The sequence below is a fragment of the Chitinophaga sp. genome (genome assembly GCF_019236475.1).
Taxonomy (GTDB): Bacteria; Bacteroidota; Bacteroidia; order Chitinophagales; family Chitinophagaceae; genus Chitinophaga.
Map to the genome: position 1 here is coordinate 129,505 of NZ_JAFAIX010000002.1, position 17,122 is coordinate 146,626.

Here is a 17,122-nt window from a genome sequence, read left to right on the forward strand (position 1 = left end):
TGCGAATAATATCATTAAAACTGTATCCAGGCTATAGCCGCCTTCTTTACGGTTCCTATCCTGGAGAGCATAACAGTGGCGTATACACGGGATTTATCATTATAATCCGATGCACCCAGCATACAGGCATAGCGCTTGGAAACCTCCGGCTGTCCAAACAAATACAATCTCTCTATCTTCTTATTGTAATAGCGATAACAAACGAAGTTGGCATCATCCGCAAACTTCAATGGCTTCTTTGTTTTGTCGCCACCGCCTGTGTCAAGGTATTGGAGGTAGTCATTAAAGAGCATAAACGTTAGATCCGGGAAATTTACAAAGTCGTATGATACATAGGTATTCAAGTTCAGTGCCGCGATTTTGTTACGGAAACTCCATTCGCTTTTACTCCTCCGATGCTGGAAGAAAGGTTGACAGGTACCAGTAATTACCTGGTATTTGCCGAGAGACCATGTAGCATCTTCTTTGCCGAGGGTATCCAGTTCTGCTACGCCTGCATCTCCCATATTGGTGTGCAAGTTCATGATCTGGTTATTCCCTTGCTTGAAGTAACTTAGATTCTCTAACATGATGGTACTGCTGCCGTCATTATTAATGATCCAGTTTTGAGGAATACCGTCGTACTTATCTTTGTAGTTCAAGTTCATTTCGACGTTCCGACTAAGCTCTGGATAACTGAGTACAGGGTGCTTGCGGAGCTTTCCGTCTTCCGTAAAAATATTCATTAACGTTCCACTGTTACTACTTTTGCGTTCTGAGGGTACATGCAATAATAGTCTTATCTCACGGAACGCGGGCACCACTTTTACTAATCCGCTCACCTGGTTATAATTGAAAGTATACGGAATGACATTGTGCGCAAAGGCAGTGGAATCACGTCCGAGGATACTGAAGACTACTTTTGACTGAGCATCTCCATTTTTACGGCGATTATTAAACCCTGTGGTAGCCATGTACACTTTTTTCTCGCCATCTACTGCCATGTGGATATAACTGAAGTAGCTGAAAGTGGCATCCTGCATATAGAAATAACCCGTGTTAATCAGTTGATGATCTGGCGAGAAATGATACACAAATATCCGACGCTGTTCATTTTCTCCTGGTTGTATTTCCGTTCCGGAAAATAAGGCTACTGCATAATAATCGCTGCGCTGGTCCTTTTCTACAAAACAATCATGCGAGGCTTCATTATACTGCGCAAACATGGTTTTATTTCGCACAGATGGCAGCTCTCCCAGTTTGTCTTCTTTAATCAACCTTCCGGTATTTTCATCCAACACCAATCGAAACACCACCGGTATATCCTTCACCAACTGTTGCAGGAAGATCACTGGTTGCCCATTGATCTGGTAGATAGCATCTATTTCCGTATTCTCCAGATCACTACTATTCCATAATTGCGTATGGACTGTATCCATGACCGTCTGTAACCGTTTCCGGTCGTACATCCTTACTTCCAAACCGGCATCACGAGAAAAGTGGAGATAGCAGGTATTCCCATTCTTCAATTGTAATAGTTTATCCCAACCATCCCCCGGTTGCTCAAACTCATTGCTCAATGCTACAGTAGGATTCTGACCATTCACGGCCAAGGCATAACACAGGATAAGGGCCAGCAAGCTGCTGATATATTTCATCTTTTTATAGATTATTATTTTCAAATATATAAAAAATAATAACCTGATAATATTTTTGCATCCAAAGGTGCCATGGAAGCAAAAGGCGCAAAGAAATTTGACGCTATCAAATTTCTTTGCGCCTTTGTATTTCAAAACTTTGCATCTCTGCGTGCAACCAGCCTACTCAAACCGTTGCCGTTGAATGCGCACGGCATTCAGTATGGCGATCAATGCCACACCCACATCCGCAAAAACGGCTTCCCACATAGTAGCCAAGCCGCCGGCGCCTAGTAACAGTACCAGTCCTTTCACCACGAAGGCAAGGGTGATATTCTGCCAAACGATTTTCTTGGTAGCTTTACCAATCCTCACGGCCATGGGTATACGAGAAGGCTGGTCGTTTTGAATCACAATATCCGCGGTTTCAATGGCGGCATCACTTCCCAAGCCTCCCATGGCAATACCCGCATCGCTGAGGGCAATTACCGGCGCATCATTCACGCCATCTCCCACAAAAGCCACACTGCCTTTTTCGGCCTTGATGGTTTTCACCTTATTCACTTTATCTTCCGGCAACAAATCACCATAAGCTTCTTGCAATCCAAGTTTCTCCGCTACATATTTCACCACGTTGTTTTTATCTCCGGATAGCATCACAGTATTGATCTGCATTTCGGCGAGGGCTGCCACAGCAGCTTTTGCATCGGCTTTGATCTCATCAGCAATGGTAATCAGTCCGGCATAATGGCCATCTACTGCCACGGCGACTATTGTCAACGGAATATCTGCTGCAGCAGTGTCATAAGGTATATTGAACTTTTGCAATAAACGTAAATTACCTACCAGCAAGTCTTTCCCTTGTACCCTGCCCCGTAGTCCATGACCAGCTATCTCTTCTACATCCGTTACTTCTAGTGGCAACACCTTTTCTCCAAGATACTCACGAATGGCAGTGGCCACAGGATGCGTCGACTTTCCTTCTAGTGCATTCACCATCGGTAGTAGTTCTTCTGCTGTAAATCCTGATTGCAGTATTACTTCCTGAACAGCAAAAACACCACGGGTAAGAGTTCCCGTCTTATCCATCACTACATTCTTAATACCCGCCATCACGTCCAGGTAATTGCTTCCCTTGAAGAGAATACCATTGCGACTGGCAGCGCCAATTCCTCCGAAATAGCCCAGTGGTATGGAAATCACCAAAGCACAAGGACAAGAAATAACCAGGAAAATCAATGCGCGATACAGCCACTCGTTGAAGTTATAGTGCTCCACAAAAAAGTAGGGTAGCAAACAAATGGCAACCGCCAGGAAAACCATAGCTGGCGTGTATATACGGGCAAACTTACGGATGAATAATTCTGTAGGGGCTTTCTGCGCTGTGGCATCCTGTACCAATTCCAGTATGCGCGACAACTTACTATCGGCATACAGCGTGGTGACCTCCACATCCGCTACTGTGTTGAGATTGATCATGCCCGCCAGAACCGTGTCTCCCTTAACCATCGTATCAGGCTTACTTTCACCTGTTAATGCAGCAGTATTAAACGATGCTTTGTCGGATACCAGCTTTCCATCCAGGGCCAGTTTCTCGCCCGGCTTCAACTGGATAATGGCCCCCGGCATCACGGCAGCGGCCTGCTGGCGCTGCAGGATACCATTTTTCATAATACTCACCTCGTCCGGACGCTGATCCAGTAATTCTTTGATATTGGATTTCGCACGACTCACCGCCGCATCCTGGAATACTTCCCCGATAGCATAAAACAGCATCACCGCCACGCCTTCTGGATATTGGCCAATATAAAATGCACCCACCGTAGCGATAGTCATCAGTAGAAATTCGCTGAAAACATCCCCTTTGATCAAAGTACGCCAGGCATTGGTAATGACAGGTAAAGCCACTGGTAAATAGGCCACCAGGTAGAATCCTAGCCGAAAGTAACCTTTAAATTCCTCCCAAATACTATCCAGCACAACTCCTGTGAGCAACAATACTAGACTCACCAAGCAAGCAATGAATGCGGGTGTTTTCCACCAGATGGCGTTGGAGTCGCCATGAGCATGGCCTTCATGATCATCGGCATGGGCGTGATCGTGCGTTGCCTCCATGCTGGCAACAGCCACCTTATTTTTCGTATAACGACTATCGTTTGACATATGCATTCGTTTAATACTGCCTTAGAAATTTATTTAATGACCTTCATGTTCTCCGCTGTTCTTCATTTTCGCCAGCAGATCATATGCACCGCGTACTACCAGGTCTGTTTCCGGAGCGCCTGCGGGGAAACCCACTTCCGTGTAACCCGCTTCTGTATTACCTTTCTGCACCTCAATCATTTTGAAGGCGAAGATGCTGTCTTGCACCTGCGTCCTAGCAAAAACGTAATTCTTATTCTCAAAGTTCACGACAGCAGCTTCTGGTAATGCTTTTACTTTCGCAGCTCCCGTCTCAATCACCGCCTGCAGATAAGTTCCTGGCAGTAGTTGTGTATCCTCTTCCGTCAAATGACAATGTACCCGGATAGTGCGGTCATTGCTGATTTCCCGGCCTATCAAGTGTACAGTTGCCTTCCTGGGTTTACGCTCATTTGCCAATGTGAAATTCACCTGCTGGCCTATTTTGAGTCGAGGTACATCTTTTTCGAACACCGTCAGTTCCGCATGCAAATGTTCCGTATTGACGATCCGGAACAGCACATCTGCAGGCGTCACAGATTGGCCCAAGTTTACGTTTACCTGCGTAACATATCCGCTGATAGGCGCGAAAATATTGATGGTCCGCTGGATTTCATTTTTCGCCAACGCATTCATATTTACATTCAATACTGCCAGCTTTTCTTTCAACGCTTTTTCCTTCACTGTGAGCGATTGCCAGGTGGCTTTCGTTTGTTGCAGGGTTTTCAGCGCATTAACGTTTTCTTTGGCCAGCTCCTGCTGACGCAGATATTCCGCGGTAGCATATTCGAGTTGACTTTTAGTTTCCAGGTAATCTTGCTGTAACTGAATATAGTCAAGATTTTCCAAAACTGCTATTACCTGCCCCTTCTTAACCGGCATCCCTTGCAGGAGGCTAGTTTGACGAATAAATCCGCCCATTGGCACCGATACACTCACCTGTTGTTGTGGCGGTACGTCTAGCAATCCATTCACTTTGATAGCACTGCTAATCTCTTTCCATTCAGGCGTACCCAGGGTAATCCCTGCCGTACGATACTGTGTAGACGTAACTTCCACCTGATCCGGCGACTCATCATGATCTTCATGAGATTGGCCGGTGGTTTCTTTTTTGCTGCCGCAAGACAACAGCATCACCGTTGCGAACAAACTAACGGGAATGTATATATATTTATTTATTTTCATCATGTCATTATTTATTGTTGATTTCCGGAGAGATACGTGATATAACAGGCGGCCTGTTTGTTATCCAGCAAGGCTTTCAGGTATCCCTGACGGATGCCCAACACCTGCTCCAGGTTGAGGAAATGTTCTGCATAGCCAATCTCGCCAGCGTTATAGGCTAGTTGGGATTGTTTTAAGATGAGCGCTGCATTGGGAAGTGCCGTGTTATGATAATATTCCAGGTTATCCATTTGCTTCGCATATTGCTGCAATGCCTGCACGAACTGACTTTTCAACTGAATAGCTCCATTCTCATAGCTGAGATGGGCCGCTTCCTGTTGTTGTTTCTCCGCTTTTACTTTTGCTTTCAGCGGCCTTGCCCAGAGGGGCAGTGCCAATCCTACTTGGATTCCCTGGAAACGATTGCTGCCAGTAGCTAACGGGGCGCCGCTAGCATTCACCGGTGTACCGATGAGTGACTGGTTAAAATACCCTAATGTAATATCCGGTAGTATGGCCGCTGCATACACTTGTTGCTGCTTTTCCGCGGTGATCACCTGTTGCTGCAGGTAGCGGAGATAAGGATGTGCCGCAACAGCAGCAGTATCTGTATATAATTGTAGGGAGACATCAGATAATCCACCTTCTTGCATTTCAGGAAGCATGGTGCTATCAGCCACTCCCAGCAAGGCTTTCAGGCGAGCGATATAAATCCTGTTATCCGCCTGGTTTTGCCGGAGCAGGTTCATGACTTCCTGCTTGCGAGCATCCGCAGCAGTTTTCTCCAACATTTTGGTTTCGCCCGTGCGATAACGCAGATCAGCACTTTTAGCAAAAGATCCGAAGAGACTATCTTGTTGCAGTAAGAGTTGGCGTTGTTCCTTCAGGAACAGCAACTGCAACCAAGATTCCTTCACCTGGTACACCAAATCATTGCGGGTGGACACTTTGAGAAACTTTGCTTCTTCCACCATGGATTCGCCCAGTTTCTTTTTAGCGGCAAAAGTGGTAGGAAATGGTATCGTCTGTGAAATGCTGATGTTATTATCATTCTTCACATAACTGTTATACTGGCCATATTGCAGTGCCACATCCGTTTTTCCGATCTCTCCGCTGACAGGTACCATTTGACGGTAATAGTTCACTTTCGCATCGGCAGATTTCAATCCTTTATTCTGCGTCAAAGCCATATCCACCGCCCGTTGCATGGTCCAGGTTTTTTCCTGGGCACTGGCATAAAATGGAAATAGCAGTATTAATATGATTCGATTCATGATGCTGCATTTTTACGTTTAGGGAAAAATCCCTGTTCAAAAAATAGATATAGGCAGGGCAATACCAGCAATGTCAACAAGGTGGAGGTAATCAATCCACCTATCACCACTGTAGCCAATGGCCGCTGTACCTCTGCTCCCGCGCTGGTGGCCAGCGCCATTGGCAGGAAGCCCAAGGAGGCTACGCTGGCGGTCATCAATACTGGTCGCAAGCGTATAGCCGTTCCCTTTAGTATGATCTCATAGATATCTGAAATCCCTTCTTTGCGGAGATTATTAAACTCTCCTATCAATACAATACCATTCAGTACCGCCACACCAAATAATGCAATGAAACCTACGCCAGCAGATATACTGAAAGGCATACCACGCAATAAAAGTGCAAATACGCCACCGATAGCCGCCATTGGTATGGCCGTGAAAATGAGGGCAGATTGTTTTACAGAGCGGAAAGTGAAATATAGCAATCCGAAGATCAGCAGCAGGGCTACTGGTACTGCAATGGACAGGCGCTGGTTGGCTTCCCGTAAGTTTTCGAATTGTCCTCCATAGCGGATAAAGTAGCCTGGAGGGAGTTTTACTTTCTTACTAATGGCTTGTTCAATATCTGCCACCACGCTCGCGATATCTCGGCCTCTTACGTTGAAACCAACGATGATCCTGCGTTTAGCATCTTCTCGTTGCACCTGGTTAGGACCAGTCACCATTTCAATATTGGCTAGTTGTTCCAGTGGTATTTGGTTGCCATTAGGAGCAGTGACGAATAGACGCTTTACATCTTCTAACTGCTGACGGGATTGATTTTCCAATCGGAGTACCAGATCAAATCTTTTCTCCCCTTCATATACCAGTCCGGCGGATTGCCCTGCAAATGCGGTATTGACGGTTTGATTAATTGTGGCAATATCCAATCCGTATTGGGCTACTTTATTGCGATCGATTTGTACTACAATTTGTGGTAGGCCATTTATTTGCTCCAGGTAAATATCTTTTGCGCCAGGCGTCTTGCTGACGATGCCATTTACCTGAGTGGCCAATGAGGCCAGTGTATTGAGGTCTTCCCCAAAAATCTTAATACCTACGTCTTGTCGTACGCCAGAAATCAGCTCATTAAAACGCAACTGGATAGGCTGAGAGAAACCAAAACTTACGCCAGGAATGGCTTCCAAGGCTTCTTGCATTTTATTGGCGAGGTCTTCTCTATTGGTAGCGCTGGTCCATTCTTTACGCGGTTTCAATAGAATAGTGAGGTCGCAGGCCTCCATTGGCATGGGGTCTGTTGGAATTTCTGCGGCGCCGATCTTCCCGATAACCTCCTTCACTTCCGGGAACTTTTGCTGTAGGATACTGGATGCCAGGGTTACTTTATCAATGGTTTCCGACAGGGAGCTACCTGTGAGCAATCTGGTTTCTACGGCAAAATCGCCTTCCTCCAACGTAGGTAGGAACTCACCTCCCATGCGGGTAAATAACAGTAACGCCACTACGAAAAGTCCGATCGCTCCACCAACCACCCAGTAACGGGCTTTGAGCGCCATTTTAATCACCGGATCATAGATGCGGTGGAAAAAGCGCATCAGTTTATCGGCTATCGTTTCTTTATTACGAATGTTACGGCTCAGGCACAGCGCGGACATCATTGGTACGTAGGTAAGCGAGAAAATGAAAGCACCGAGTATCGCAAAGGAAACGGTTTGCGCCATTGGCCGGAACATCTTTCCTTCAATGCCTACCAATGCCAGGATGGGCAGGTACACAATCAATATGATGATTTCCCCGAAAGAAGCCGCTGCCCTGATTCTGCGGGCACTTTCAAATACTTCTGTATCCATTTCACCAGGCGTCAGCGTGAGGGAATCTTTGCCTTTGAGTCGGGCGGATAGGTGATGCAGCGTAGCTTCTACAATAATCACTGCGCCATCTACAATCAATCCGAAGTCTATTGCCCCCAAACTCATCAGGTTACCAGAAACCCCAAACAGGTGCATCATGGTAATGGCAAAGAGCATGGAAAGCGGAATCACAGAAGCGACGATCAATCCAGCCCGGAGATTACCCAAAAAGATCACCAACACGAAAATCACGATCAGTGCACCTTCTACCAGGTTCTTTTTCACGGTTCCAATGGCCCTTCCCACGAAATCACTGCGATCTAAAAATGGTTCAATCACCACGCCTTCTGGTAAAGTTTGTTGGATTTCCGCCACACGTTTTTTAACGGCTTTCACCACTTCATTGGAGTTCTTTCCTTTCAGCATCATCACGATGCCACCAACAGCTTCTCCCGTGGCATTACGGGTAAGGGCGCCGTAGCGGATAGCATCTCCCAACTGAGTAGTGGCCACATCCCGCACCAGTATCGGTGTACCGTTGTTGGTATTTTTAACAACAATCTTTTCAATATCGGAGAGACTGCCGATCATCCCTTCACTGCGGATAAAGTAAGCATTGGGTTTCTTGTCGATATAAGCACCGCCAGTGTTCTGGTTATTGCGGGCTATGGCATTGAAAACATCTGCAATACTGAGGTTATAAGAACGGAGCCGATCCGGGTTGATGGCCACCACATATTGCTTCAGCATCCCCCCGAAGCTATTCACCTCCGCGATGCCAGGCGTTCCTAGCAGTTGACGGCGTACATACCAATCTTGTATGGTACGCAGCTCGCGGGCATCGTATTTGGATTCGAACCCTTTCTTTGGATGGACTACATATTGGTAGATTTCTCCCAAGCCACTAGAAATGGGCGACATTTCAGGGTTACCAATGCCAGGAGGAATATTATTTCGGGCTTCGGTCAGCTTTTCACTTACCTGCTGCCTGGCCCAATAGATATCTACATCGTCATGGAAAACGATGGTCACTACAGATAAGCCGAACCTGGAAATAGAGCGTACCTCTTTTAGCTCTGGAATCACTGCCATGGTTTGTTCTACGGGGAAGGTTATCAGGCGTTCCACTTCCTGTGCGGCCAGGGAAGGCGATAATGTGATGACCTGCACCTGGTTATTAGTGATATCCGGCACCGCATCCACCGGCAGGCGGGTTAAGGACCATATGCCCCAGATGGCCAGTGCCAACGTAAATATGGCAATAGCGAGTTTATTCCTTACGGAAAACAGAATAATTTTATCCATTGACGGACATTATTACGGGTTAATTAGCATAGGTATCCGCTGTTGCTGCAAGTAACAGCAACGGGTATACGTTTGAATAAATGAGTAGATAAGATTAACCTATAACTGGCCGTGGAGGCTGCCAGATGGAAGCCGCTGCAGAAGGTTGCAACGTAGGGATGATGTTAGGAAAGATATATATGGCTAGTGGATGAAAAACCGCAAGGAAGGTAGTTGTAACGGGCATTACTTGCACGTTACAGCAACTGCATATGCACAACGGTGAACAGAAATCAGGCTGTGCGGAATGATGATCAGCAGCACTGGATGTCAGTTGCTCAGATTTGATAAGGTTATTTACAGCAGCATCGGCATCGTTGCAGGGAATGCACGATAGCGCCAGGATATAAATGCTGAGTATGTATATAAATAACTTCATCTCAACAAAAATACAGATACAAATTAAATTCACCTTATAAAAAACTGCATCCTGGTTGCGCAATAGTGATTTGTTCCTAAATTAGCCGTATGAATTGTTTAATTGTAGATGATAATAAACTGGCCCGTACTGCCATGAAGCAACTGGCTAGCCATGTGGATTACCTCAAAGTAGTGGGCGAATGCAGCAGCGCCATGGAAGCCTATAACTACTTCCAGAAGGAGAAAATTGACCTGTTGCTACTGGATATAGAAATGCCAGGCATGAGTGGCATTGAACTCACCCGTAACCTCGGAAAAAACGGCCCTATTATCATTTTTACAACCGTGAAAAAAGATTATGCGGTGGAAGCCTTTGAATTGAATGTGGCAGATTATCTTATCAAGCCGGTGAGTCCTGCCCGTTTTATCCAGGCCATGGAAAGAGCTCGTGAAATCTACGACAGTTCCAACCGGGAAATACAAGTATCAGACCTGGAGTTTGTTTTCATTCGCGATAATGGCGTACTGAAACGCATCCGCACCGATGAGATTCTTTACCTCGAAGCAATGGGCGACTATGTAAAGCTCTTCACCGCCCAAAAATTCCATGCGATACATACTACCCTGAAATCATTGGAAGAAAAACTACCTGCAAATAAATTTATGCGGGTACATCGCTCCTATATTGTTGCCCTCGACAAAATCGAATCCATTGAAGATGGCAGCATTATTATTCAAAAAAACGCGATCCCCATCGCAGACGCCTATAAAGCAGCCCTCAATAGCAGGCTCAGACTCTTGTAATTACAGTGCCTGAAAAGGCCACCGACAGTTTTTCCTTATTGACCGACAGCATCCGCCTGTTGAGCCATTTACAATTAAATGCAGTATTGAACGGATGTACCTTTAGGATGAAATTAATTATTGATTCACTTCAAATCCGAAACAGTCATGAAAAAATTAGGAATTCTGCTGGCAGCCGCAATGTTGTTTATGAGTGTATCAACTTTCGCGCAAAATCAGGCGCCTACTAAAGCTCCTGCTAAAAAAGAAGCAAAACCTGAAGCTAAAAAAGAAGCAAAAGCACCAGCAACTGAAAAAGCTGACACTACTAAAAAAGCACACGCAGCAATGCATAAGCATCACCATGCTGCAAAAAAAGCTGAGAAAAAAGCTGAAAAACCAGCAACAGGTAAATAATATACAACTTCAGAATATCTCAAATATTTAGCCCTGCTGCCGGTGCAGTATGGGCTGAATATTTGAGTTTTATTATTAACCTCCACTTTTGTGTATATGAAAACTAAATTGCTTCTCCTCTTCTCCGCCTGCATCTTACTCATGTCTGTGTGTACTTATGGCTCCTTGTTTGAGTGGAGCAGCGATTTGCAATATCATATACTAAAAGCAATCTTGTTATTGTTAGCCGGATTGCTGTTTACTATGGGCGCCGTTATCAGTTATGCCCGGATAAACAGGCTTTAATTATTATATTTGTCCATTCTTAAATATTTCTTGAACCGGTTTTGCTAGATCCGCGTTTATATGTTTAACTGTCATGCAGCCTAAAAGAATCAAATATTACCTTCTTGGCCTATTCATCCTAGGCATGATTCTATTTATAGTGCTGCAATTCAATTCTGCGAAAAATATTCAGAAACTCATTTCCGGCAATGAACAACTACTGCAAGAACTCAATGTAAAAAATGAGTTGCAGAAGCTGCAAACCAACATGGCCAAAACAGACAGTAAAGTCCGCGGTACTGTTATCTCCCAGGACACCCTGCATATTACCGGAATTGAGGCCGAAATAGCCATTATCAAGGCTGATCTCAAAGAGATCAATAAGATCGTCAGAAACGATAGTACCGAAAAATTACTCACCCAGCTCAATTACCTCGTAGATGAAAAAAACACCTTTAACGTACAGGTGCTGGATACCTTCTACAGTAAAGGGAAATGGGCTGCGGAAAGAATGATCAACAATCAAAAGGGGAAACGACTCGGAGAAGCCATCACCAGCATCATCCACCAGTTGGATACCACCCGACAATCAGAGGTAAACAGAACCACCCACCTGATAGACACCAGCGGCCAGAACGCGCTCAGTTGGGGAACAGTACTAGTTGTATTTGCCTGTTTGAGTAGTCTACTCGCTTTTCTATACATTACCAGCCGCATTCACCGGCAAGAACAACTCATCGATGAACTGGCGGAAGCCCGAGAAAAAGAACAGAAACTGACGGTGGTAAAAGACCAGTTCCTCGCTAATATGAGCCACGAAATCCGGACTCCAATGAATGCAGTCCTCGGTTTCACGCATCTCTTAAAAGGACAACCACTCAATAATAAATCCAGGGAATATGTAGGCGCCATCGAAGGCGCTGGCCAGAACCTCCTGGAAATCATCAACGATATCCTGGATATCTCCAAGATAGAATCAGGTATGATGCGCATTGAACCTAGCTCCTTCAGCTTACAGGGCGTCATGCATGCGGTATATAACCTCTTCCATCCAAAGGCGGAAGAAAAACACTTGGCATTGCATCTCTCTATAGATGATAATGTACCTGATATTCTCTATGGAGATGTAACCAGACTCACACAGATCCTCGTCAATCTCACCAGTAATGCGATTAAATTCACCCATGAAGGTTCCGTGAGTATTCATGTATCCAAAGTATGGGCGGAAGACAATGGCGTAAGACTGCTGTTTACCATAAAAGATACGGGTATCGGCATCGATGCTGCTAAGCAACAAAGTATTTTCGACCGGTTCAACCAGGCGGAAGCCTCTACCACTCGCAAATACGGTGGTACCGGATTGGGACTGACGATCGTTAAACAACTGATCGAACTCCAGAATGGTTTTATCTCTGTAGAAAGTAAACCTGGGGAAGGCGCCACTTTCAAAGCGGAATTGCCTTACACCCTCGGAGAACTGTTACCTGAAGCAGTAGAAAACAACTACAGCGATCAACCCGCTCTCACCATTCAGCCAGATGTACGCATCCTCGTGGCAGAAGATAATCGACTCAATCAAAACCTCCTCCGCCACCTGCTCACCAGTTGGCAATTGGCATTTAAGATTGTCAACAATGGCTTAGAAGCTTTACAAGCCCTGGAAAAAAACAATTTTGACCTGCTCCTATTGGATATCCAAATGCCTGGCATGGACGGTTATACCACCGTTCGCAAACTGCGTACAGACATGCATTCCAATATCCCAGTGATAGCCATGACAGCACATGCTTTGGCTGGAGAAAGAGACAAATGCCTCCAGATGGGCATGAATGAATATATTTCCAAGCCTATCAAAGCAGATGAATTATACCGTCTCATACAGGTATTCACTGGTAAACTGCCTGGCCCTGATACCAGCAGCAGTACAACAATGAATAATCATGAATCGGCCCAGCACCTGCTGAATATGCAATACCTGCACGACCTCTCCCAAGGTAATCAGCAGTTTGAACAGACCATGCTGGAACAGTTTATCGCCCAACTCCCAGAAGATCTGCGCCGATTAAAAGAAGCGATCGCAGAAAACAATATTGCAGATGTGCGCAGTACCGCCCACAATCTGAAAACAACTATTTCCTTTATTGGTCTGGAATCCCATCTTTACCCGATTCTCACCGAACTGGAAGAAACCACCGCTGTTACCTACTCCCAAGAGGAAGCTAATGACCACTTCGAATCACTGAAACGCTTGTCTATGCAAGCTATTAATGAGGCTATTGCCTTCATTTTGTGAATGATCTGTTAACAAACGATCCCCTTTGCCCACTCACCGACTCCAATACCCTAAAGAACGATAAGCAGTCCTACAGCCCCTGTTACCATACTACATTTGTATTGATAAATATTCTGAAGTATGAACGACGGTCAACAGATTTTTCAAACCAAGTCCCCACTGCGCTGGCGCACCTTTCAATGGACATCCAGACTGCTCCTCATTGCTGTAGCTGCAATGGCGCTTATCGTATGGCTCGCCCTCAGGGATAACTATACACCAGGACTTCCTACACTGGAAGAATATAGTCATAACAATTACAAAAAACTCTCTCATCCTGTACTGCCACATAATTTCAGCAAACAGGACACTAAAACCTACAAAGGTTTTGAAGATATCATTACCGATAAAAACCGTAAAGCAGGTATGAACGCTGTGGTAGATGGTCAACAAATGAAAACCATCCGTGCAGGGTTCTATGTAGACTGGGATCCACAGTCTTTCTACTCCTTGCAAAGCAATATCGATAAAATGAATACCGTAGTGCCTGAATGGTTCTTCATCGATCCTAAAACAGATACATTACGTCCACAAATAGACATGAATGCCCTGCAACTCATGCAGGACCACCATGTGGCCATTCTTCCCCTGATCAACAACATCAATGTTGACCAGGAAAACGGAGATTTCGATAGTAACATCCTGCACGAAGTACTCACCAATCCTGCCAAAAAGGAAAGGCTGATTGCTGATATTATCAAATACCTGCACCAATATCACTTGCAGGGTATCAATATCGACTTCGAAGAGCTGAAAGAAAAAAGCGACGCACCGTTAATTAGCTTCCAGCAAGAGTTGTACACGAAACTGCACGCACAAGGATTGCTCGTAACCCAAGATGTGGCGGCTAGCAATGATGATTACAACCTGAAAGAATTAAGTAAGTATAATGACTATATTTTCTTGATGGGATATGATCAGCACTTCAATACCAGTGTAGCCGGTCCCGTTAGTGAAGAAAGATGGATAGAAAAAGTACTGGACGAAACTGCTGGTAAAATCCCTGCCAATCACCTGATTCTCTGCATTGCAGCGTACGGATATGACTGGCCTGCACATAGCGAAGGTACTACTGTTACTTACCAAGAAGCATTGGCACTCGCCAATCGCTATCATGCAAAAGTTACTTTTGACGAAGACACCTACAACTGTCACTTTACTTATAAAGACGATGATGGTGTACAACACCAAGTACAATTCATGGATGCCGCTGGTAATTTCAACACCCTGCGTTTCGCGGATGAATATGGTACTGCTGGTACCGCCATCTGGAGATTAGGTTCTGAAGATGCCCGTCTGTGGCGCTTCTACTACCGCAGACTGGACAACAAATCCCTGCAAGATCAGCCTTTCAACTTCAACAATTTGTCTGGTATCCAGGCAGCTACTGCCAAACCTGACTATGTTGGAGATGGTGAAGTACTGGACGTAGTAAACGATCCACATGATGGCAACATCAAAGTGACACCAGATAGCGATAACATGGTGGGTTCCCAGGACTATGAGTCTCTCCCAACCGGTTATGTGATTCGTAAATCTGGCCAGGTAAAGAAACAGGTAATCCTGACTTTCGATGATGGCCCGGATGCTACTTATACCCCACAGGTATTGGATATCTTGAAACAGGAACATGTTCCAGCCGCCTTCTTTGTAGTGGGTATCAATGCAGAAAACAACCTGACATTGCTGAAAAGAATATATACCAGTGGTAACGAAATTGGTAACCACACCTTTACACATCCAAATATTGCCGCTATCAGTCCAGAAAGGGCTAATACGGAAATCAGCGCTACTCGTCTGCTGATAGAGGCTGCCACCGGACACAGTACGATCCTGTTCCGTGCGCCCTACAATGCTGACGCAGAGCCAACTACACCAGAAGAGTTGAAACCGGTATCTCTCAGTAAGAAAAATAATTATTACACCATTGGTGAAAGTATTGATCCGGAAGACTGGGAACCAGGCGTTAGTGCAGATACAATTTACCAACGTGTAGTAAGTCAATATGAAGCCAATCCAGATAAAGGCATCATCCTGCTGCACGATGCCGGTGGTGATAGAAGCGCTACAGTAGCTGCTTTACCACGCATCATTCATTATTTTAAATCCAAAGGAATTGGTTTTACTACCGTTGCTAGCTTGTTGCATAAAAAACCAACAGATGTAATGCCGGAAGTCCATAGCAATATGATTGCCATCAATGGTACTGTTGCGCTGATCATTTTCAGGATACAACAATTCCTCCAGGCGGCATTCTGGTTGGCCATTATTTTGGGTATGCTGAAAATACTGAGTATGCTGGTAATGGCTACCATCCAGTATTTCCGGGAAAAGAAAAATACACTTGTAGCCACTGCGCAACCAGGTGTTTCTATCATCGTACCTGCTTACAATGAATCTATCAATGCGGTAAATACCATCCATAGCTTATTACAACAGCGTTATCCTGAATTTGAAATCATCTTCGTGGATGATGGTTCAAAAGATAATACTTATGAATTGGTGAAAGCAGCGTTTGATAGTCACCCGCAAGTGGAAGTGCTTACCAAACCCAATGGTGGTAAAGCCAGTGCCCTGAACTATGGTATCGGTTATGCAAAATATGACTTTGTAGTTTGTATAGACGCGGATACACAGTTATATCCAGATGCTATCGAGCAGTTGATGCGGAAGTTTATTACGGAAGACACGGGCGCGGTAGCCGGAAACGTTAAAGTAGGGAACGAAACAACTTTACTTGCCAGATGGCAATCCATCGAATATATCACTGCCCAAAACTTCGACCGTCGGGCATTGGATTTAGTGAATGGTATTACCGTGGTACCTGGCGCTATAGGAGCTTTCCGCAAATCAGCCATAGAAGAAGCGGGTGGCTTTACAACTGATACCCTCGCAGAAGACTGTGACCTGACTATCAGGATATTAAGGAAAGGGTATAAAGTAAGGAACTGTACATCTGCTGTAGCGATGACAGAAGCGCCTGAAACATTGAACCAGTTCATGAAACAACGTTTCCGTTGGAGTTATGGCATCATGCAAAGCTGCCGTAAAAACCTGGATGCCTGCTTCAATCCAAAATTCAAAGCCCTGGGAATGATCTCCCTGCCTAATATCGTGATATTCCAGGTGATACTGCCTATCCTGGCGCCTTTGGCCGATATTATGTTTGTATGGAGCTTGATCTGGAACCGTCATGATCCCGCAGGAATGCATAAAATCATGTTTTTCTATGTCTTATTCCTGGTAGTGGACCTGCTGGTAGCCATGGTAGCGTTTCTCTTTGAAAAAGCTCCTTTGAAAAAACTGATCTGGATGGTGCCTCAGAAACTGGTATATCGTCAATTAATGTACGTGATTTTGTTCCGTTCTATTAAAAAAGCAATACGCGGAAACGCCCAGGGATGGGGAGTTTTGAAGAGAACAGGGAATGTTAAGGTAGGCATGAACGCCTGATTTTCCCTTTTCAACGACAGTAATAACCCATTCACCGAAACTGAGGGCCATACCACACCACCTAGCATTAATTTAGCAATACAAACTCTGAACTAATTTATT

Annotated in this window: 11 protein-coding genes; 5 read left to right on the top strand and 6 right to left on the bottom strand. The window is 45.1% G+C overall.

Annotation, left to right across the window (positions count from 1 at the left end):
* Positions 1-14 precede the first annotated feature (14 nt).
* The 6 genes from JO154_RS00985 to JO154_RS01010 all read right to left on the bottom strand — a co-directional run bounded on the left by JO154_RS00985 (position 15) and on the right by JO154_RS01010 (position 9,790).
* Complete coding sequence (locus JO154_RS00985) at positions 15-1,637, bottom strand: hypothetical protein (RefSeq protein WP_291941080.1); 1,623 nt, start codon at positions 1,635-1,637, stop codon at positions 15-17.
* A gap of 162 nt (positions 1,638-1,799) precedes the next feature.
* Entirely contained in the window at positions 1,800-3,779 is a 1,980-nt protein-coding gene (locus tag JO154_RS00990; protein ID WP_291941082.1) for a heavy metal translocating P-type ATPase, read from the bottom strand.
* 33 nt (positions 3,780-3,812) lie between these two features.
* Positions 3,813-4,985 carry an efflux RND transporter periplasmic adaptor subunit gene (locus JO154_RS00995; protein ID WP_291941084.1) on the bottom strand — a complete coding sequence of 391 codons (1,173 nt, stop codon included), beginning with the start codon at positions 4,983-4,985 and terminating at the stop codon, positions 3,813-3,815.
* Between the two features lie 8 nt (positions 4,986-4,993).
* A complete protein-coding gene (locus JO154_RS01000; RefSeq protein WP_291941085.1) occupies positions 4,994-6,235 on the bottom strand; it encodes a TolC family protein in 1,242 nt (413 codons plus the stop codon).
* Entirely contained in the window at positions 6,232-9,372 is a 3,141-nt protein-coding gene (locus tag JO154_RS01005; RefSeq protein WP_291941087.1) for a CusA/CzcA family heavy metal efflux RND transporter, read from the bottom strand. The genes JO154_RS01000 and JO154_RS01005 overlap by 4 nt, the downstream gene beginning before the upstream one ends.
* 94 nt (positions 9,373-9,466) lie before the next feature.
* Positions 9,467-9,790, bottom strand: a complete 324-nt coding sequence (locus JO154_RS01010) for a DUF6660 family protein (protein WP_291941089.1) — start codon at positions 9,788-9,790, stop codon at positions 9,467-9,469.
* Between the two features lie 89 nt (positions 9,791-9,879).
* Between JO154_RS01010 and JO154_RS01015 the strand changes: the two genes are divergently transcribed.
* The 5 genes from JO154_RS01015 to JO154_RS01035 all read left to right on the top strand — a co-directional run bounded on the left by JO154_RS01015 (position 9,880) and on the right by JO154_RS01035 (position 17,020).
* Positions 9,880-10,575: a LytTR family DNA-binding domain-containing protein gene (locus tag JO154_RS01015; protein WP_291941090.1), complete on the top strand. Its 696-nt coding sequence runs from the start codon at positions 9,880-9,882 to the stop codon at positions 10,573-10,575.
* A 147-nt stretch (positions 10,576-10,722) separates the two neighbouring features.
* Positions 10,723-10,971 carry a hypothetical protein gene (locus JO154_RS01020; RefSeq protein ID WP_291941092.1) on the top strand — a complete coding sequence of 83 codons (249 nt, stop codon included), beginning with the start codon at positions 10,723-10,725 and terminating at the stop codon, positions 10,969-10,971.
* A 96-nt stretch (positions 10,972-11,067) separates the two neighbouring features.
* Positions 11,068-11,256, top strand: coding sequence for a hypothetical protein (locus tag JO154_RS01025; RefSeq protein WP_291941093.1), 189 nt, complete (start codon positions 11,068-11,070; stop codon positions 11,254-11,256).
* 124 nt (positions 11,257-11,380) lie between these two features.
* Positions 11,381-13,528 carry an ATP-binding protein gene (locus JO154_RS01030; protein ID WP_291941095.1) on the top strand — a complete coding sequence of 716 codons (2,148 nt, stop codon included), beginning with the start codon at positions 11,381-11,383 and terminating at the stop codon, positions 13,526-13,528.
* 120 nt (positions 13,529-13,648) lie between these two features.
* On the top strand, positions 13,649-17,020 hold the full coding sequence (locus JO154_RS01035; protein WP_291941097.1) for a glycosyltransferase: 3,372 nt from the start codon (positions 13,649-13,651) through the stop codon (positions 17,018-17,020).
* Positions 17,021-17,122: the final 102 nt, after the last annotated feature.